Here is a 20901-nt window from a genome sequence, read left to right as displayed (position 1 = left end):
CTTAATATTATTATACGCTGTTATGAATATTTTAACATTCACACAATTGCTACATAAAAAGTACAAAGTTGCTGACATGTGAGAATGGATAATACTTAAATAACACAAAAACACCTTAAAACAGGTGTTTTTGTACTTCTTGAAGAACTATTAAGGTAGAACCATAGCCTTCAATCTTTATTATGTTATTATAAACTGCAGTTTTTTTTGCAAAAGATAAAGAAATATTGGGAGCAGAAATCTTAGTTAGAATTTTCCATTCATCATAACCCAGTCTTTTCGGCTTACCCATGCGTAACCAAATATCGTAAGCTGATCCAACTTTTTCTCCAATTTCATATTTAATAACTTTATAGTCATGCACTAAATTTTTAATGGATAATGATATTTTTCTTTCAGTAATATTTTTACTACCCTTACCTTTAGATAAATCCTCTAACTTAATCAGGGTATTAAGTTCATCACTGTAACTGTAAAGTAAGACCTGGATATCTTCATCTTGCCTTGTGATAATATATCCATCACCTTGGTCTACAACCTCATTTCCTAGTTTTGATAATAAATAATAAGCGTAGTAGGAAGCTTTCTTTATACCATCTAAAGTAAGTAGGCCTGGTGAACCAAAAAACAATTCGTTGTTTAAAATTGAGTTCTCCTCCACGGTATCAAAAGCTTTTAGGGTGAGCAGACTGCTATTGTTGTTAATAAAATTATGAATAATATATGGAAGCATATAGGAAGAATCATAAATAGTATTTATAGCTTTAGGAACATTAAAAGGATCCTCTATTAAATTTTGCAATTTATATTTTACAAAAATTTCGCGAGTAATATTTATGTACTCTACAGATAAATCCTTTGAGGCTTGGAATTTCCACAGCTTTACTACCTCAATTCCATATATATTAGCAAAATATAGTATAAAGCTTTCTAAAAGTTTTATGAAAGAACTTTTATCTTCAAAAGTCTGATTCAAAATTATTAATGGTACAAGGGATATATCCATTAAGAATTCTAAAAGTTTTTCAACTTCATTCCAGTTTAAAAACCTTACATTCTCATTGAAATATATTTTCATTTCTTTTCCAAATAGGTTTTGAACTATACCATTTTTAAAACCTATAGCATCTTGAATAGCTCTTAAATATCCTTGTTCCCGTGCTTTAATAAGTTCTTTTGCTTGTCCTAAATTTATTTTTTCCTTCCATTTATGTTGTAATTCTGTGCTTGGGTATGCGAAATCTGTTTGGAGTTTTATAATTTTGTTAGTATAGTTAAATCTATCATAGTCCTCTAAATAATAAGATAAATACTGAAGTGAGCTAGATAAATCATAAGTTTCTACTTTTTTAAAGCTATCAAATTCTTCCTCTGGTATATGATATTTTTTTCTGAATTGCAGAGGAGTACACTTGTAGTAATCTTTAAAGCTCTTATTATAATACCTAGCATGAGAAAAGCCAACATCCAAAGAAATATCTGAGATTGTTTTATCAGTATCTAATAGTAGTTTAATAGATTCATCTACTCGAACATTATTTACTAAATCTTTAAAAGTTGTTCCAGAGATGTCTTTTATTTGATGACATAAATAGTAAGAACTTAAGTATTCTTGATTAGCTATATCCTGTAAAGTAATTTTATTCATGTAGTTATTATATATGTACTTGATGATTCTATGATACCTCTGAAATTGCATTACATTTTCTTTTAAAGCGTTCTCATAAGTAAGATAGTGAAAGTTATTTATTAAATGGAATAATAATTTTACTAAAACAGCATCTATATGATCGTCAAAGTTTTCACTTTTTTGTATTACCTCGCAAGCTAGTATAGATAAGTATTGCCTTAAAATATCATATTTTTCTTCATGTTGTGCACCTTCTTTACTAGAGTTCGTATAAAAATAAATATTTTTCATATCATCATAATACTTTTCAAAAAATGTAAAATCCAAGTGAAAAATTAAAACCTTATTTTTCTCATTTGAATAAATTCTATGGGGTTCATCACAATTTATGATTTCAAGCTCATGTGCGTATACTTCATAATTCTCTGATTCTATAAGTACATTAATAGTGCCCTCAAGCACAAAGATTATTTCTATAGAATTATGCCAATGGATTGGATAATCCTTTATATTCTCAAGGGAAATGCTTATAGGTAAATCGTTTATATAACTTATATATTCTTTTCTCATTGTAATAACCTCTTCATTAATTATTATGTATAGGTATATTATACATCATGAATTTAAAAGTTATACCCACATGGTAAGTTGCAGGAAAAAATAAAAATATGGAGGGTTAACAATTTACTGAAAAATTACATAATAAATGAATAATATGGAAACAATATTATTGTAATACTTCAAGAATTGATATGTATTTAGAAGTTGTAAGGAGGAGTTAATGGGGAAATATATTTATATTGTTATTTCAAGAACACCAACTTCTACAGGCAAGATAGTTAGAAAATTTTTAAAAGAAAAATATAATCATGCATCAATTAGCCTGGATAAAAATTTAATTCAAATGTATTCCTTTTGTAGATTTTCAATTAGCAATCCCCTTGTAGGAGGTATAGTGAGAGAAAGTGCATTTACGCTTACCATAGGACTTGAAAAAGATGTTCCTATTAATGTATATCGGATACCAGTAACTGTTAGAAAATATGAATTAATAAGTAAATTCATATATGATATATATAATGATACTGAGATATATTACTATAATTTTCTTCAAGCTATTGGGATTATTTCTAATAAGAAGCATGCTGTTTACAAGACATATATATGTTCTGAATTTGTCATGGAAGCATTAAGGCAAGGAGGGATCAAGCTTACTTCATTAGAACCCTATCAGATAACACCAACAGAAATTTGTGACATTATGGAAAAGTTTATTTGTTATTCTGGAAATCTCAACGACTATCCATTTAAACAGAAGGTAAAAACAAAAGAGGATGAGCTTTTCTTTTGTAAAACAGGTTTTCTTTATGAATGGGTACATACGCTTAGACATTTTTGGAAGGTTATATATAGAGATATGAATAGCAAAAAAAATAGTAGTAGGATCTAAATTTAAATTGTTGATAAAGTGTCTTATTTAGGGTAGTAACATATAATGCAAGAATTAAAAATAAAAATAAAACATATAAATCGTATGTATCAATAATTTATACATCTGATTTATATGTTTTTTGCATTGAGATACACTAAAATGTAGATTATACTTTAAATATGAATTTTTAAATTAGGGGGAAAAACGATGGATAATTATCATCATACAATTTCTATAAAGTTGGAATTAAATGAAGAAGAATATGAAGCTATTAAAAGTTTGGAAGCTGCTTGCTATGAAAAACAAAAAATTAATTTGAAATTAGAACTTGGTCTTAAAATGCGCCAAAGAAAAAAAAATGTAAAAAATAAAATTGTTGGAGAGTTCCTATATTATGAAAATGAAATTCTAGTAGGTTATTTAGGCTTATGCAATTTCGGAGGAGCTACAGTAGAAATAAGCGGTATGGTACACCCTAATTTTCGTAGAAAAGGAATCTTTAAAAAACTATATTTAATTGCTAAGGAAGAATGGCAAAGAATATGTCCTCAAGAGGTGTTAATGATATGTGACCATACATCGGTTTCGGGCCTTGCATTTATTAACTCCATTGGAGCAGAATATGGTTGTTCAGAGTATAAAATGTGCTTAAATAAGAAAGTATTAGAGGCTACTCCTAGCAATGTAATTAAACTTAGATTGGCATCAACAAGTGAAGACGCGGTTGAAATTGATAGGCAAAGTTCTATTTATTTTGGAACTCCTAAAAAAGATGCTCATGATAAAGAGGATAAAATGGACATGGAAAAACCGTCAATTAATGTGGATGATAATTTTATTAGTTATATGGCTGAGCTTAATGGGGAAATTATAGGTAAAATTCATATTTGTATAAATGATAATGAGGGGTTTATTTATGGAGTTGGAGTAATTCCAGATTTTCGAAGAAAGGGATATGGACGAGAAATTTTAAATTCTGCCCTTAATATATTAAATAATAAAAATGTAGATAATATTTTTATTGAAGTTTCTAGGTCAAATAAAAATGCACTTGGACTTTATGAATCCTGTGGATTTGAAGAAATTTCTGTAATGGATTATTATGTAGTATATTAAAGCACTAGATGTTCATTATATCTACTGAGGAACATCTTTTTTCATATTGATTTCGATTTAAATCTATTAAATGCTTGTTATTTTACTGATTAAATTTGGAGTTTGTTGAGTGTAACCTTTACTGTATTTAATTCAAGTTTTCTAATTTGGTGTTTTGTATACACCCTTATTTCTTTTTTTGGAACACTTATAGGAGATTTAATCATTATATCTAGGAATGAGTTGGTTAACAAAAGAAAAAATCTATAAAATAATATTTATAGATTTTTTTCTTTGAATTCTAAATATCCATTTTTTCTTAGTTTACAAGAGGGGCAGTCTCCACAACCATTACCTTTTATTCCATTATAACAAGTTAAAGTATCCTCTTTAACTATATCAAGTACACCTAAATCATAAGCCATTTTCCAAGTTTCTGCCTTGTTAATCCACATTAAAGGTGTTTCAATTACAAAATCATAACCCATAGCTAAGTTTAAGGTAACATTTAGAGATTTTATAAATACATCTCTACAATCTGGGTATCCACTAAAATCACTTTGAGATACACCAGTTATAATATTGCTTATACCTCTTTGCTTTGCAAACACAGCTACAAAACTTAAGAATAATAAGTTTCTTCCATCTACGAAGGAATTAGGTACACTATCTTTAGGTGCTGACGTGTCCACCTCTATATCTTTTCTTGTTAATGAATTTGGTGCTAGTTGGTTTAATAGGTTTAAGTCTAAAAAATGATGCTCAACGCCGTGCTTTTTACATATATCCTTTGCACATTCGAGTTCTAATATATGTTTTTGACCGTAATCAAAAGATACAGCTATAACTTCTTTATATCTCGCCAGCGCCCAAAATAAACAAGTTGTGCTATCTTGTCCGCCACTGAATACTACTACTGCTTTTTCTCTATTCATAATTAATACGCCTCCCCTTATTTACTATAAACCCTCTATTTATTTACTATAAAGCATCATCAATTTATTATTTAAAATCACATCAGTATTAAATCTTCCCCTAAAAGTAGTTGACAATGTTTTAGTGCCTGGCTTTTTTACTCCACGGGTCGTCATGCAGGCATGCTCACCTTCTATAATAACAGCCACATCGCGTGAGTTAGTAACCATCTGCATAATCTCAGCTATGTCTGTACCTATTCTTTCTTGAAGCTGTAATCTGCGACCTACCATATCAGCTATTCTTGCAATTTTACTTAAACCAATAATTTTTTTGGTAGGAACATATGCAACTGTAACTTTCATATCATACATTAAAGCTAAATGATGTTCGCAATGACTAAAGATTTGGATATCCTTCATTATTACCATATCACGAGACCCTTCTTCAACTATTAAATCATCAACAAATGTTGTATTAAACATTTTTGAAATTTCATCATTGCTATATCGCATGCCAGCGAATACTTCTTCGTACATTTTAGCTACACGGGTTGGGGTATCTTTAAGGCCTTCCCTTGAAGGATCATCACCTATTGCTATTAAAATACCTTTTATATGTTCTTCAATTGCTTTCGTATCAATTGCCATATTTTACACACCTCTCTTATTTGGATCCCAAATGATTTTATGAAGTTGTACTTGAAGATTAACACCATTCATTTTATTATACTTCATAAATTCTACAATCTCTTCTAGGTCAATTTGTCCGAATACTGGACTAATATATACATTTGTTTTGCTAGTTAGCTCATATTTATCTATTATAAATTTGGCCTTTTGTAAATCTGACCTGCTGCCAGATACAAATTTAACTGTATCTTTATAACTTAAATATTTAAAGTTATTTAAAGTCATTTTATCTTCCATATTACTTGAAGGTAATTTATAATCCATATTAAAGCTTGGTGGATTTTCTATACTTAAAAATTCATCTAAAATAACACTACCATTAGTTTCTATTTCAACATGAAGCGATCTATCGCTAGAGAGCGTTTGTAATAGTTCTATAATTCCTTCTTGAAGCAGTGGCTCACCACCAGTTAAGGTTATATTTCTAATTTTAGTAGATTTTATATATTTGTATATCTCAACAGGCGTCATGAAGTCATAACGAACATTTTCATTATTGGCCCAGGTGGTATCGCAATAGCTACAATGTAAATTACAGCCTGCAAATCTTATAAATACTACTAGTTGTCCTGACAGAGGACCTTCTCCATTAACACTTATAAATTTTTCAACTACTTTGTATTTCATTTTAACGTGCCCCGCTTTCTTCATATGATGCACTATTAGTAGGCGTTTCATAAACCGTAGTTTTTTTTACAAGATAACCTTTATCTTTCATTAGTTCAAAAAAAAATGATGCAAAGTTTTCAGCTGTTGGTCTAAAATCAACCAGAATTACATTAAAGCCATCTTGCTTTAGACAATTTAAGGTTTCGCTTCTCATGGTATCTTCTTGCACTATTAAGGCATGGTCATAAGAATCTACCATATCTTTAACATCTTTTTTTAGATCACCAAAATCTATTATCATGCCGTCAAGTTGTCCGCCTTGTGCCAAGGTTTCTGATTGAACGTAAACTTCAACTTTCCATCTATGTCCGTGAATATTTGAACACTTTCCTTTATAACCAGAAAGAAAATGTGCACTGTCAAAGCTGTGTTCTGTCTTTAAAATATACATGGGTTCACTCCTCTTAATATTTATGTTAATATCCTTAATATTTCGAAAAAATCATTTTATTTTTCATGTTTATAATTTTTTGTAAATAAAAAAGGGCATAATCTACCCTCATACAAAAAAAGCTACCTAAAACGGTAGTTACGTCCTAGTTTTGTTTATAGACAGGATGGTTTAGAACTGTCTTATTAGGTTTTATTATTACTAATTTTACTATAAGTTATGAGGTATGTCAACTCAATATAAAGTTTACTTTAAACTGAAATTGTGTAATAATATAAAGTTGTAAAAGCATATTCAATTATAGTATCATGGAGAAATATTGGGTATAATATATCTAAAAAATAATGTTGTTAGTGAGGAGTAAAAATGAAAATAGGATTTGATCAGAAAAAATATTTAGAAGAACAATCAAAATATATTTTAGAAAGAGTTAATAATTACGATAAATTATATTTAGAATTTGGGGGGAAACTTTTCAATGACCTTCATGCAAAAAGAGTTTTACCAGGATTTGATGAAAATGCAAAGATTAAGTTACTACATAAATTAAAAGAAAAAGTTGAAGTCATTATTTGTGTATATGCAGGAGATATCGAGCGAAACAAAATTAGAGGGGATTTCGGTATTACATATGATGTTGATGTTTTAAGATTAATTGATGATTTACGTGAATATGATCTTGATGTAAATAGTGTTGTAATAACCAGATATGATGGGCAACCAGCAACTACGATTTTTATAAATAAGCTAGAGCGTAGAGGAATAAAAGTATACAAACATAGGGCAACCAAAGGATATCCTACAGATGTAGATGCAATTGTAAGTGATGAGGGATATGGCAAAAATCCATATATTGAAACAACAAAATCTATTGTAGTTGTAACAGCACCAGGGCCAGGAAGTGGCAAGTTAGCTACTTGCCTTAGTCAGCTTTATCATGAACATAAGCAAGGCAGAGCAGCCGGTTATTCAAAGTTTGAAACCTTTCCAGTATGGAATATTCCTTTAAAGCATCCTTTAAATATAGCCTATGAAGCTGCAACAGCGGATCTTAACGATGTAAATATGCTGGATTCATTCCACTTTGATGCTTATGATAAAATATCCGTAAACTATAATCGCGATATTGAAACTTTCCCTGTACTTAGGCGAATTATAGAAAGGATAACAAATGAAGAAGCTGTTTATAAATCTCCAACAGATATGGGAGTTAACAGAGTAGGCTTTGGAATTATTGACGATACGGTTATTAAAGAAGCATCTAGACAAGAGATAATAAGAAGGTATTTCAAAACAGGATGTGAGTATAAAAAAGGTTACATAGATAAAGAAACCTTCGAGCGGGTAAAGCTTCTTATGGAAGAGCTTAATTTAAAACAGCAAGATAGGAAAGTTGTTATTCCTGCAAGAGAACGCTCGTCGGCTTTAAAACAATGTTCGAGTAAAAATGAAACTTGCCCAGCAATGGCAATGGAGCTTAATGATGGAACAATAGTAACTAGTAAAAGTTCATCTGTAATGGATGCAACAGCTGCCATAATTTTAAATGCTGTTAAATATTTTGCAAATATAAATGACGAGATTCACCTTATTTCTCCAGTTATACTTGAGCCAATTATAAATCTAAAATCAAAAACATTAGGTAGTAAGAAACCAGCTTTAGATTGTGAAAATGTGTTAATTGCCCTTAGTATATGTGCTGCTACAAATCCAACAGCAAAGGTAGCCATGGATAAATTAGTAATGCTAAAAGGATGTCAAGCTCACTCAACTACAATTATAAGTACAAATGATGAGCAAACTTTTAGAAAACTTGGCATAGATATAACCTGTGATGCAGAATATGCAACTGAGAGTCTTTACTATAACAATTAGTTATTTTAAATACCTTGTTTCTAATAACATAGAAGTAAAAGCTCACTCTATCAAAGTAGGGTGGGCTTTTATGATAAAAAAAGAGTAAGTTTATAAAAACTTATCTCCATAATAGCAACATCCAATGGCTCCATTAAATTGTGGATGCTCAATTGATACTATCTCTTCATAATCTTCTTTTAAATATTTTTTTAGTGCGGTATTATTAGCAACACCACCAGTTAAAATTAATTTTTTACCTTTAAATCTACTTAAAAGAGGTTGAAGTCTCTTGTATAGAGAATAGTTAACACTGGAACATAAGTTTTCTATACTTACACCTTCAGCTATTTTTCCAATTAACTCTGACTCAGAAAACACAGCACATGTTGAATTAAGTTCTATAGGATTTTCATAATTCACACTCATGTCATCAAGAGATATTTCAAGTACATTTGCCATATTCTCTAAATATCTACCACAGGAAGCAGCACATTTTTCATTAAGCTCTAGGTCAGTGGTGATGCCTTTTTCTACTTTTACAACCTTAACATCTTGGCCACCTACATCTAAAAGTATAAAATCTTTTAAGCCAGTTTGATAGAGCCCCCCATACACGTGGGCTTTTATCTCATTTATTGGTGTGAATAACAATAAGTCAATATTATTTCTTCCGTAGCCTGTAGATACTGCCTTATCAATTTGCCTAATATCAAGCTTATCTAAATTAACAATAATCTTACCATCAAAGTCGCAGTAATTTCTGTAAAAGCTCATGGTACTTACTTTAGCCTTCTGTATTATCTTATTATTTTCCATTAAAACAATTTTAACCTCGCGGCTTCCAAGGTCAATTCCTAACACTCGCATTTTTCAGCCTCCTTCAAATCTAGTAGCATATCAAGAAAGGCTTCTAACCTAAGTTTTGTTCTTGCATCTAAGATATTTAACTTGTCACCTTCGATATTTAATATGGGTATATCTAGTTTTTCTTTTAAAATAATATTTTCGACTGCTCTATAGCAAAAGGCTTGAGTGTAGTGAATTATTCCATCTAGTTTACGTTCGTCAATTTGCGTTTGTAACTCTTTGATCCTAAAGTCAGTATCATAAGGATAAGTGTAGTCATAATATTGCTGAAATATATTTAGTGATTTATCTGCTCTTGGAAAAGCAAATTCTCTTTGAACTTCATTGTATACAAAATTAGCATTAAACTTCTCAACAAATTCATAGATATCGCAAGTCATGGGAGGAACCCCTATATATCCAAGTCGTAGTTTTCTAATTACTGGTTTTTTATTTTTAATATAACAAATAGATTTTTTAAGTTCGACTTCAAAGGCATCTATATCTCCATTAAAATCACTTAAGCTTACTTGATATAGATGATTTTCAAAACCAGTTACCTTATTATGGATATGTGTTAGTTCATCAATTGTTTTAGCTAAGGCTCTAATTTCATTTAGCCTTTTTCTAACTACTTCAACTTCTTCAATTGTTACATTAAAGATACTCATAAATTTATTTATTTCGTGTTCTACATCATCTAATTTGTGACTGTGTGGAAAGGAAAAGGGATAAACTTTTATTCCTTTTAACGTAAGCACTTCAATAAGGGCTTTGGTATTAGAACAGTCGCCCTCCACAACTCCGATTATCTCTTTGATGCCGTTTGCTAAGCACGCTCCATAAATTCCCTTTATCCAAGTGCACAAGCTTTTAGGAAAGCCATCTTTTTCTGCAATGTCTATATATTTCAAATAGTCCTTAGAGGTTATAAAAACATTATTTAAATCTACAGGGGTATAACCCGCCGCAATTAGAACCTCTACAGGTACGGTAGTTGTTAAGCCTATTTTCTTCATTTTAAATCCTCCTAAAAAATAAAAAAGGGCGTAAAACGCCCTTAACGTCCTAGTTTTGTTTATAGACAGGATGGTTTAGAACTGTCTTATTTAAGTTTTATATTAATAAAGTTTACTTCATATAATTAAGTATGTCAATTAGACATTATTTCTACGTACATAAATAAAATTTAAAATATTATTGAAAAATATATTGACGCTAACGTTACGTTATAGATTATTATAGATTTGTAGGGAAGAAAATAGAGAAGGGATTTCTAGGGTAACGACACTTTAGTTTATGAAGATGCAAAGCTGATTCGGTATTGATGATGATTAATAAAGAACGAAGGAGATGATTTTATGTCCTACAAAATAAAAGAAGTAGCTGACATGGTTGGAGTAAGCGTACGTACACTTCATCATTATGATCAAGTAGGTATTCTAAAGCCAGATTCTGTAACAACAGCAGGATACAGACTTTACACTGAGATGGACATTGAAAGATTACAGCAAGTTTTATTTTTTAAAGAACTGGATTTTACTTTGCAAGAAATAAAAGAAATTTTAGATAATCCAGGTTTTGATAGAAAACATGCGTTAATGACACATAAAGAGCTACTGATAGAAAAAAAGAAGAGACTTGATAAGATAATAAAATCTGTAAATAAAACTATAGATTCCATTGAAGGGGGAACAGATATGAATAAGAAGGAAATGTTTGAGGGATTTGATATGACTGGAATAGAGGCACATAAAGAAAAATATGCAGAGGAAACAAAGCAAAAATATGGTAACTCTGATGAATACAAGGAAAGCGTGAAAAAAACCTCAAAGTACACAAAAGATGATTGGGCCAGAATCAATACAACAAGTGGACAAATTTACAAGAAAATCGTAGATAATATGGATAAAGGTGTAGAACATTCAGAAGTTCAAAAGGCAGTAGGCGAGCTAAGACAGCAAATTACAGATAACTTCTACAATTGTACTATAGAAATATTTAGAGGACTTGGAGATTTATATGTTTGTGATGAACGATTTACAGCTAATATTGATAAGTATAAAGAAGGTCTAGCTAAGTTCTTAAGTGAGGCAATGTATTACTATTGTGATAAGGCAAAAAAAGGTGTCACCCACTTGGAAAGTAGCAAGTAAAGAAAAGGGACAGTTAATAATTTGTATAAATTATTAACTGTCCCTTTGAAAATTTCATTCAGGTTTTGTTTTATAATTTGATTGTAACATGTATATTGGAATGTTATTATTAGATTGTAAAACTTTAAATTTCGTTGCAAGGATAAATATTACAAATATAAGAACTAACAAATTAAACAAGTATAATAAATGATAGTATTTCAAAATGAAAAGGGGGATAAATTTGTTTGTATTAATTAAAGGTATAGGATTATTACTTTTTACATTGTTCTTGTTTTCACTTTTTAGTTTAAAAATGCCTAAAGGTCAAAAAGCTATGTCAGGCCTGGCAAATGCTGCTGTAGCAACATTTTTAGTAGAAGCGATACATAAATATATAAGCGGAAATTTATTAAACATTAAATTCTTGGGTGAAGTAGGCGCTTCCTCAGGAAGTATGGGTGGCGTAGTTGCTGTAATATTAGTTAGTATAAATATGGGGTTGAATCCTATATATGCTGTAACAGCTGGTGCTGCAGTATTTGGGTATGGTATTCTTCCAGGCTTTGTAGCTGGATATATAATTGCATTTATCGGCCCAATTTTAGAGAAAAAGCTACCCAAAGGACTAGATATAATAGTTGGTGCAATTTTGATTGCACCACTTGCTAGGGGTATCGCTTTAGTGGTAGATCCAATAGTAAATTCAACTTTACTTAGTATTGGAAGTATGATAACTGTCGCTGCTAATCAATCCCCTTTTATTATGGGGTTCTTATTAGGTGGAATTATGAAGATGATATGTACATCTCCTTTAAGTGCTATGGCACTAACCGCAATGCTTGGGTTACAAGGTCTTGCAATGGGGATAGCATCTATTGCCTGTGTTGGTGGAGCTTTTTCAGATGGTATAGTATTCAAAAGACTTAAACTTGGTGATAAAAGTAACATAATAGGTGTGATGCTTGAACCGCTAACACAGGCTGATATAGTAACTTCAAATGCACCTCCTATATTTTTTTCAAACTTTATAGGAGGTGCACTAGCTGGTTTAAGTGCTGCTTATTTTAAAATAATAAATAATGCTCCAGGTACGGCTGCACCTATTCCTGGATTATTAGCACCATTTGGCTTCAATGAACCTAAATCAGTTATTTTCGCTATATTATTTGCCATATGTGGTGGAATTATTGGTGGGCTCTTTGGTTCTACTGTAGTTCTTAATATTAGAAAGAAAAGAAATAAAAAAGTAGAAAAGAAGATGCTGTAGCGTAAAGTAGAAAAATCAGGGACAGTTAATAATTTTATAAATTATTAACTGTCCCTGATTTTGGTTTATTATTCATTAATCGCATATGAGGCATTTACAAAATAATTAATCTAGTATTTGTACGTTTAAGTATTTAACGCCCCAGTTATTAACTTCTTCAGGGGTGTTGAAAAATACATCTATAAAGTTACCCTTTATTGCAGAACCAGTGTCCGCAGCAATTGCATTGCCATAACCTTCAACATATAATTTTGTTCCTAAAGGAATGACATTAGGGTCTACAGCTATTGTACTATAGCCATTTGGATTTCGCTCTGTCTTTCTTCCAGAGGCAGTATAAGTATTACCTGGAGAATCTGTCGAATAGGCAGTGGCCTTTACACTAAAAGACCTACCAGAAGATGCAGTAGCTTTTAAATTAGCAGCCCTTGAAGGAGCTGAACCATTTTGAGGATTCACAGAACTTTTTAAAGATTCTCCTCTTGAAGGGGTTATGGGTGACAAAGTGCCTTGAGCTATAATCTTACTCTGAGGTTCTTTAACTACAGCTTCTTTAACAACTTTTCTAGTTACTTCTTTCCCATTCTCATAAGTTACATTTAAAGTAATACTTTTTTCGCCTTTTGTTCCGTTTTGTACAACCTTACTTTGAGATTTTAATGTATCGCTATCCTTTTTAATAACAGTTTTAAAATCAATGGGTTTTGTCTGTTTTAGTGTTTCTATTTTAACTCTAGTTATGGTAACATCCATACCTTTAGATAACTTCGTTTTTACTGATGGTGAAATCTTATCAGTAGGGCTTAAAACGATTTTTTCTGTAGTTAACATTCGGGCGATATCTTTTTCAGCAGACTTTACGTTAAGCTCTTTATTGTCTACTAAGACTTTAATATTTACAGCGCGATCTATAGTTATAACATCATTGGTAGTTATTTTTGAATTTAAAGATTTGTCAATCCTATCTTTTACTGCTATATTTATACCAGCTTTTTCTAAGGCGCTGTCAAAAGTTTTTTGGTAAGTTACTAATTTAGTAGGTTTGCCATCTACAACCACTGTAATATTTTTTCTGATAAAGCTCATGAAAACAGTTAAAGTTGCAAGTATGGTGATAAGAATAGATCCAATAACAATTTTTGTTCGCTTATCTTTCATAAATTTAAGCAGAATATCATCTCCTATTATAAAATTCAGTACAAAGCATCTACAAAAAATAATACTAATCATTCTAGTCTATTTTTTTTGATGATTAAGTACTGGTGTCAGATGCCCAAAATACAGTAATCTTAAACATATTATAGTTAAAATCACTCTCAAAAGATGCATGAGAAGTAGGGGAATCATGTATCTGTACCAATATATGGAACGATAGAATATTTCAACAATATTGTAGCACGTTTATTTGTGGGAGGCAACTATTTTTTTGTTGCAAGTAGGTTGTAGAGTGCAAGCAACTCATTTGTAGCGTGAGCGGCACCATGCTATAATATGACTATAAATATTTGAACAAAATTATACAAGGCCTCAGAACGATATCTAAAAGATTACAGTATTTGCAAGGTAACTGTGCAAGCACTTGTGAATATGGTAAGGATATCAAAAGGTGCTTTTTATATATTTATGAATCTAAAGAAATATTATTCTTCGAGGTACCTCAAAATTTTCTCGAAAAATATGACAATAAGTGATATAAACAATTAGTGAGGAGCATTTATGAAATTAAAAGAGCTTGAGAATATAGTATTTAAATCATCTTCAGAGCTTATGAGAAGTGAGGGAGAAAATGCGTTTAATAGTGGATTAGTTATTAAGATTAAAGGCAAGAAAATAGAAAATATATATCATATTTATGGTCGCGTCAAGAGTGATACTCAATGGAGTGAGTTAAACACGCATATTAAAATAGATTTATTAAAGAAAAAATTGGATGGTATAAAATGTACTTGTGAGGATTTCAAAACAGCATCTAATGTGGGATATTTATTTATGTGTAGCCATTTAACGGCTACAGCATATAGTTTTTTTAGCATAACTGCAAAAAAAAAATGTGAGAAAAATGAAAAAACGGAAAAGTTAAAAGAAGATAATTCAAATAATCAGGGAAGCGAAAGTATTATAAAGTTAGTTCGTAAGGTTTCAAAAGGCCCAACTTATTATGAAGCGCAATATGCAATAGGTAAGGAAAAAATAAAGATAGAGCCTAAGGACTTGAGAACTTTTTTAACTGGGACTAACCATAAGAAAATTAAGCTAAACTATGATAGTTTTGAGTTTGAAGCTCCAATAGTGCTAAAAGATTTACCACTAAACTTTACATTAAAGATTAGAAACGAATATTTTGTTTTAACAACTCATAGGCAGTTCCCAGTATCATTAAATGATAAAAATGATGTGTATTTATTTAATTGGAAACTTTATATACCATCAAAAAATCAAGTTCGAAAATATGTTGCGTTATGTGAAAAGTTAAAAAAAAATGGTGAAATTCTATACCCCGGCGGAATAGAAAACTATAACAAAATTATCTCATTTTTAAGTAGTATTTCAAATAATATTAATATTAGTGAAGAGATAAGAGATTTTGCGGCGAATTTCATAAAACCTGAGTTTCACATATATGAGATAGACAGTGATATTTATTGTGATATAGAAGTGATTTACGGTAATGATAAAATAAATATATTAAAGAAAGATAAAAGTAAAAATATAATTACACGTAATTATAAAAAAGAAGACAAAATACTTATGGAACTAGAAAAGTATAGGTTTATAAAAAGAAATGAGAAGCTACTTTTTATAGGCTCAGATGAGCAATTATTTGACATATTAAGTAAGAGCGAGAAGAATCTACATTCTCTTGGCGATGTTACATTTGGAAAAGGGATTAAAGACAGGAAAATATATGATTTCACGGCTATTGAAGCAGAAATTAAAGAAAAGGATGGCTACTATGATTTTTCCTACGGTATACATGATATCGAAAATAAAGAATTAAATAGTGTACTCTCTTCATTTAAGCAAAAAAGAAGGTTTTATAAAACTAATAATAATAACTTTTTGGATTTTAAAGATGCGGGAGTTAAAAATTTCTTTGATTTAATAGAAGTGTTTAATATTAATAAAAAAATAGAAAATGGATTAATGCATATGGATAAAGGTAAGGCATTATATTTAAATGAAAAGATGAAAAACAAGGGTATTCAGTTTGTAAAAGGTACTGAAGTGTTAAATGATATAGAAAACGCTTTATTGGATATAAATAATATAGATATAAGGGTGCCAATGAACTTAAAAGCCACACTTCGTGAATATCAAATAGATGGTTTTAAATGGCTTAAAAGTCTAAGTCGGTTAGGATTTGGAGGGATATTAGCCGATGAAATGGGACTTGGTAAAACAATTCAAACAATAGCTCTTCTATTATCAGAAGAGAATAAAAAATCTATTATTATTAGTCCAACTTCCCTTATTTATAATTGGAAGGCTGAACTAGAAAGATTTTCACCTAGTCTAAATGTAGCTATTGTACATGGCGAAAAAAGCCGGCGACTTAAATTGATTCATAGTTTAGAGGAGTATGATATAATACTAACAACCTATGGAACTTTAAGAACAGATATAGGGTTATATGAGGATATTAGTTTTGATTATTGTATTATAGATGAAGCCCAAAATATAAAAAATCATTTAGCACAAAATACAAAGGTTATTAAAGAAGTTAAAGCTAAGGTAAGATTCGCATTAACAGGCACTCCTATTGAAAATAATTTAATAGAACTTTGGTCTATTTTCGATTTTATAATGCCCGATTATTTATACTCTAAAGAAATTTTTGAATCAAAATTTATAATTAATAAAGAAGGTGATTTAGAAGAACTTAAATTGCTAATTAAGCCTTTTCTCCTAAGGAGAACAAAAAAAGAAGTATTGAAAGAACTACCAGATAAAATAGAAAAGAAGTTTATAGTTGAGATGACATCAGTTCAAAAGGCTGTATATAAATCTTATACTAAAGTTGTCAGGGATAAAATGAAAAATAATAACGGTGATGATAAAATAGAGATTTTTTCTTGTTTAACTAAGTTGCGACAAATTTGTTTAGATCCTTCACTTGTAATAGATGAATACAAAGGTGGAAGTGGAAAGCTGAAAATTGCAACTGAGCTTATAGAAAAGCATATGGAAACATACGGAAAAGTGTTATTATTTTCTCAATTTACGGCAGTACTTAAAAATATAGGAGAGAATTTAAATGAAAAGGGAATTCGGTACCTTTATTTAGAGGGAAAAACAAAAGCAAAGGATAGAATTAAACTGGTAGATGAATTTAATAACAGTTGTGAATCATTAGTTTTTTTAATCTCGCTAAAGGCAGGGGGAACAGGTCTTAACTTAACCTCTGCAAATTTAGTTATTCATTTTGACCCTTGGTGGAATCCAGCAGTAGAGAATCAAGCAACAGATAGGGCTCATAGAATTGGTCAAAAAAATGTAGTAGAAGTGATTAAGTTAGTTACTAAGGGGACTATAGAAGAAAAGATCATTCTACTCCAAGAAAACAAAAAACATTTAATAGACAGTGTAATTACAGGGGAACTTACAAGTAGTGATATTCTAGGCAAACTTACAAAGAAAGAACTTCTGGAAATTTTTAGATTTTAGGGTTTAGAGTGAGGGTGCCACGCGCTAAAGATAGCACCAAAAGGAGATATAAAAATGTACGTAGAGTTTAATAATAAAATTGTAGATAGCAAGGATATAAAAGATATAATTGAAAAAAATACAGAATTTAAAGTAGTTAAAGACATGAGTAAAGGTTCAAAGAGAAATGATATATTAGCTTTTAATTTAAGTGTAGAAATAAATACATTAAATGACCTAATGGAAGGTGAATTTAATTTAAATGAATTAACAGAAGATGAATTATTCGATGAATACTTATCACTGGCAGAAGAAATTGCAATGGACATTGAAGAATACGTTCCTGACGGTGCTATTATGGACATTAAGTCTTATAAATGGGATAAATCAGATGATGGGATAAAGTTAGTTATAATTATAGCATCAGAAGATACTACAGAATTAAAATTAAAGGATATTATGAGGAAGCTTATAACACAAACGGAGTAGTAATAAACAAACTAATGAAAGTAAGTATTAAATGGTTTTTAATCATAGCTATTCGAATACTAAACTACAGTTGACAAGAGAGTCTGGATAATCGATAATAGTATATATGAAGTAATTAACATAAATTTAAAAAAATGGAATAATAATAAAGAAAACAGACTAAATATATTGTGGAGTATTATTGGGGGGCGTAAAAATTCATGGATATGTACCCATTATTTACAATTGCTTTAGCATTATCTTTAGATGCTTTTGGAGTAGCTTTATGTATAGGATTAAACAATCAAACTAGATTTATAAATAAGGTAGGTTTTACAATTTCTTTTGGACTATTTCAATTTTTATTATCATATATAGGAGCTTATGCAGGCTTCCTTTTCAATACATATGTAGCTTCAATGCCTACCATAATTGGTGGTATGATTATATCTTTCGTTGGAGTGATTATGATTAAGGAAGGCTTTGAAAATCAAGGGAAGTGTCCACTGCTTAAACCTAAAATGTATTTTGTTTTAGGGATATCCGTAAGTATAGATGCAATGGTGGTAGGATTTACGGTATTAAATAATATAACAAATGCTATATTATTAAAAAATACACTATTCATTGGGGGAATAACTCTAGTAATGTCAATAATGGCCTTTGTAATTTCTAGATACCTAAAAAAAATAGAAATTGTAGGAAAATATGCAGACTACATTGGAGGAATAATCTTAATAATTTTCGGTCTAAAAATGATGTTTTTTTGAAAGGGAGGATGATATAAATGTTAAACAAATTAAAGGATTTAAATTCATTTAAGGCATTTAAATATTTTAAAGAGATGAACGAGATCCCAAGAGGTTCCGGCAATGAGAAAGCTGTAAGTGATTGGTTAGTAACCTTTGCAAAAGAACATAATTTGAAAGTTATCCAAGACACCGCATTAAACATTATAATTAAAAAGCCTGGTACGCAAGGTCGAGCTAATGCTCCAAAGGTAATACTTCAAGGTCATATGGACATGGTCTGTGAAAAAAACATAGGGATAAAGCATGATTTTTTAAGAGACCCTATTGAGTTTATTGTAGAGGATGATTTTTTAAGGGCAAATGGGACTACACTAGGCGCGGACGATGGAATCGCAGTAGCATTAAGTCTTGCAGTACTTGCGTCTAATGATATACCGCATCCACCAATAGAGTTATTAGTAACTACAGAGGAAGAAACGGGTATGGGCGGAGCTCAGGCAATAGATCCTAAGAATTTAGATGGAAGAATATTAATAAATATAGATTCAGAAGAAGAAGGAAAACTTTTAGTAAGTTGTGCAGGGGGAGTGCGTGAAAAAATAAGGCTTCCAATAATTTGGGAAGAAGCAGATAAAAACTTTATAAGCTGTGAAATAAGACTAAGAGGATTAAGAGGCGGCCATTCTGGAATGGAAATAAACAAAGAAAGAGGAAACGCTAACAAAATTATGGGACGTTTTTTAATGGATTTAAGATCAGTTATAGATTTTAAAATAAACTCTATAACTGGAGGAGCTAAAAATAACGCAATTCCTCGTGATGCTGATGCTATTATATTGTTTAGAGAAAATGATAAAAAAATAGTTAATGAAAAAATATCACAGTGGAATTCTACATTGAAAAATGAATTAAATACTATTGATCCAGATGTTGATTTAACTATTAAAATATTGGAAAATAAAGTAAATAAGATTTTTTCAGATGACACCGCTACAAAAGCACTTCAAATACTTTTCTTAATTCCAAATGGAGTTAAAAGTATGAGTATGGCGATTGATGGATTAGTGCAAAGTTCAGCAAATATAGGGATTCTTACGACGAGTGATGAAAATATAGTATTTGACTCTGCAATAAGAAGTTCTGTAAAGACTTTAAAGAAAGCAATATGCGATGAAACTATAGTGCTTGCAGAAATGGCAGGAGCAACTATTGAATTTGAATCTGAATATCCAGAGTGGCAATACAATCCAGATTCTAAAATAAGGAGTATACTAGAGAAAGCATATACTGATTTATATGGTAAAATGCCTGAAATAGCAGCTATTCATGCAGGCCTCGAGTGCGGATTATTTAGTGAAAAGTTTGAAGGAGATATTGATCAAATATCTTTTGGACCAAATATGTATGATGTACACACACCGAGTGAACACCTAAGTATTTCATCAACAGAGAGGACATGGGATTACTTAGTAGCAATATTAAAAGAAATAAAATGATCAGGTACATGAAATAGATAAAGCTACTTTAGTAGATAAAGCTACTTTAGTAGATAAAGCTATTTTAATGGCTTATAAAAAGGCTCCTACTTTTGTAGAAGCCTTTTTATAAGCATTGCTTGTATTCATGACCATATTGAGGTATATTATAATTGTTATAATAATGTAGTAAGGTGATGTATATAGATGAATATAATTTCATATTTAAAAGAGAATAATATTAAAGTAACTAATGCAAGAAAAAGCATATTAGAAATTATAATTTGCAGTAAAGATGCTATAAATGCAAACCTAATATATGCTCTACTTAAAAAAGAGAATATAAAAATAGATTTGTCCACGGTATATAGAACCCTAGATTTGCTAGAGGGTAAAAAGATTTTAAATAAGTTTGATTTGGGGAATAATATGTATAATTACACTATAAATAACAATTCCCACAACCATGTAATTGAGTGCGATTTATGTCATAAGAAAATGGTCATAGATTGTCCAATACCCCAAATAGAAGAACAAATAAAAGCAAAGACAGGAATAACTCTTACAGAAAGCCATGTTTATTTAAAAGGCATATGTAAAGAATGTAAAAAATAAGAGAGGATGAGATTT

At 30.3% G+C, this 20901-nt stretch carries 19 protein-coding genes; 11 read left to right on the top strand and 8 right to left on the bottom strand.

Annotated features, from left to right (window positions below):
* Positions 1-115: 115 nt before the first annotated feature.
* On the bottom strand, positions 116-2200 hold the full coding sequence (locus KTC92_RS08940) for a helix-turn-helix domain-containing protein (RefSeq protein ID WP_220286444.1): 2085 nt from the start codon (positions 2198-2200) through the stop codon (positions 116-118).
* Positions 2201-2411: 211 nt separating this feature from the next.
* Between KTC92_RS08940 and KTC92_RS08935 the strand changes: the two genes are divergently transcribed.
* The 3 genes from KTC92_RS08935 to KTC92_RS18680 all read left to right on the top strand — a co-directional run bounded on the left by KTC92_RS08935 (position 2412) and on the right by KTC92_RS18680 (position 4427).
* On the top strand, positions 2412-3080 hold the full coding sequence (locus tag KTC92_RS08935; protein WP_216302728.1) for a hypothetical protein: 669 nt from the start codon (positions 2412-2414) through the stop codon (positions 3078-3080).
* A 189-nt stretch (positions 3081-3269) separates the two neighbouring features.
* Positions 3270-4178 carry a GNAT family N-acetyltransferase gene (locus KTC92_RS08930; RefSeq protein WP_216302729.1) on the top strand — a complete coding sequence of 303 codons (909 nt, stop codon included), beginning with the start codon at positions 3270-3272 and terminating at the stop codon, positions 4176-4178.
* A 102-nt stretch (positions 4179-4280) separates the two neighbouring features.
* On the top strand, positions 4281-4427 hold the full coding sequence (locus KTC92_RS18680) for a DUF2651 family protein (protein ID WP_369811888.1): 147 nt from the start codon (positions 4281-4283) through the stop codon (positions 4425-4427).
* A gap of 8 nt (positions 4428-4435) precedes the next feature.
* Here the strand turns inward: KTC92_RS18680 and queC are convergent, their stop codons facing one another.
* From queC to queD, 4 genes are read right to left on the bottom strand one after another with little or no spacing between them, the layout of a single operon-like run.
* Positions 4436-5092 (bottom strand): 7-cyano-7-deazaguanine synthase QueC, encoded by a 657-nt coding sequence (gene queC, locus KTC92_RS08925; protein WP_216302731.1) that lies wholly within the window; start codon positions 5090-5092, stop codon positions 4436-4438.
* A gap of 39 nt (positions 5093-5131) precedes the next feature.
* A complete protein-coding gene (folE, locus tag KTC92_RS08920; protein WP_216302732.1) occupies positions 5132-5722 on the bottom strand; it encodes a GTP cyclohydrolase I FolE in 591 nt (196 codons plus the stop codon).
* A gap of 3 nt (positions 5723-5725) precedes the next feature.
* The gene (queE, locus tag KTC92_RS08915) at positions 5726-6391 is read right to left on the bottom strand and encodes a putative 7-carboxy-7-deazaguanine synthase QueE (RefSeq protein ID WP_220286443.1); all 666 of its coding nucleotides are present in this window, start codon (positions 6389-6391) and stop codon (positions 5726-5728) included.
* Between the two features lies 1 nt (position 6392).
* Positions 6393-6824: a 6-carboxytetrahydropterin synthase QueD gene (gene queD / locus KTC92_RS08910; protein ID WP_216302734.1), complete on the bottom strand. Its 432-nt coding sequence runs from the start codon at positions 6822-6824 to the stop codon at positions 6393-6395.
* Between the two features lie 366 nt (positions 6825-7190).
* On the opposite strand from queD, the gene KTC92_RS08905 reads away from it, so the two are divergent.
* Complete coding sequence (locus tag KTC92_RS08905) at positions 7191-8699, top strand: DUF1846 domain-containing protein (RefSeq protein WP_165413913.1); 1509 nt, start codon at positions 7191-7193, stop codon at positions 8697-8699.
* A 90-nt stretch (positions 8700-8789) separates the two neighbouring features.
* Here KTC92_RS08905 and KTC92_RS08900 read toward each other — a convergent pair whose 3' ends face one another.
* Positions 8790-9548 carry an acyl-CoA dehydratase activase gene (locus tag KTC92_RS08900; protein WP_220286442.1) on the bottom strand — a complete coding sequence of 253 codons (759 nt, stop codon included), beginning with the start codon at positions 9546-9548 and terminating at the stop codon, positions 8790-8792.
* A complete protein-coding gene (locus tag KTC92_RS08895) occupies positions 9536-10546 on the bottom strand; it encodes a 2-hydroxyacyl-CoA dehydratase (protein ID WP_220286441.1) in 1011 nt (336 codons plus the stop codon). Before KTC92_RS08895 ends, KTC92_RS08900 begins: the two co-directional genes overlap by 13 nt.
* A gap of 342 nt (positions 10547-10888) precedes the next feature.
* Here KTC92_RS08895 and KTC92_RS08890 point away from each other — a divergent pair, with 342 nt between their 5' ends.
* Positions 10889-11683: a MerR family transcriptional regulator gene (locus KTC92_RS08890; protein WP_165413910.1), complete on the top strand. Its 795-nt coding sequence runs from the start codon at positions 10889-10891 to the stop codon at positions 11681-11683.
* 223 nt (positions 11684-11906) lie between these two features.
* Positions 11907-12932 carry a PTS sugar transporter subunit IIC gene (locus tag KTC92_RS08885; protein ID WP_309137246.1) on the top strand — a complete coding sequence of 342 codons (1026 nt, stop codon included), beginning with the start codon at positions 11907-11909 and terminating at the stop codon, positions 12930-12932.
* Positions 12933-13037: 105 nt separating this feature from the next.
* Here KTC92_RS08885 and KTC92_RS18590 read toward each other — a convergent pair whose 3' ends face one another.
* Positions 13038-14162: a 3D domain-containing protein gene (locus tag KTC92_RS18590; protein ID WP_309137245.1), complete on the bottom strand. Its 1125-nt coding sequence runs from the start codon at positions 14160-14162 to the stop codon at positions 13038-13040.
* A 486-nt stretch (positions 14163-14648) separates the two neighbouring features.
* On the opposite strand from KTC92_RS18590, the gene KTC92_RS08870 reads away from it, so the two are divergent.
* From KTC92_RS08870 to KTC92_RS08850, 5 genes are all read left to right on the top strand, one after another.
* A complete protein-coding gene (locus KTC92_RS08870; protein ID WP_220286439.1) occupies positions 14649-17597 on the top strand; it encodes a DEAD/DEAH box helicase in 2949 nt (982 codons plus the stop codon).
* Positions 17598-17651: 54 nt separating this feature from the next.
* Positions 17652-18065, top strand: coding sequence for a hypothetical protein (locus KTC92_RS08865; protein WP_220286438.1), 414 nt, complete (start codon positions 17652-17654; stop codon positions 18063-18065).
* A 200-nt stretch (positions 18066-18265) separates the two neighbouring features.
* Entirely contained in the window at positions 18266-18814 is a 549-nt protein-coding gene (locus tag KTC92_RS08860) for a manganese efflux pump (RefSeq protein WP_165411501.1), read from the top strand.
* 17 nt (positions 18815-18831) lie between these two features.
* On the top strand, positions 18832-20292 hold the full coding sequence (locus tag KTC92_RS08855) for an aminoacyl-histidine dipeptidase (protein ID WP_220286437.1): 1461 nt from the start codon (positions 18832-18834) through the stop codon (positions 20290-20292).
* Between the two features lie 186 nt (positions 20293-20478).
* Complete coding sequence (locus tag KTC92_RS08850) at positions 20479-20886, top strand: Fur family transcriptional regulator (protein WP_216302741.1); 408 nt, start codon at positions 20479-20481, stop codon at positions 20884-20886.
* The last annotated feature ends 15 nt before the right edge of the window (positions 20887-20901 follow it).

Origin of the sequence: Clostridium sp. CM027 (assembly GCF_024730565.1) — a bacterium.
GTDB classification, from domain to species: Bacteria; Bacillota; Clostridia; order Clostridiales; family Clostridiaceae; genus Clostridium_AD; species Clostridium_AD estertheticum_B.
The sequence above is the reverse complement of the archived record's forward strand: the minus strand, read 5'-3'. Positions and strand labels throughout refer to the sequence as shown.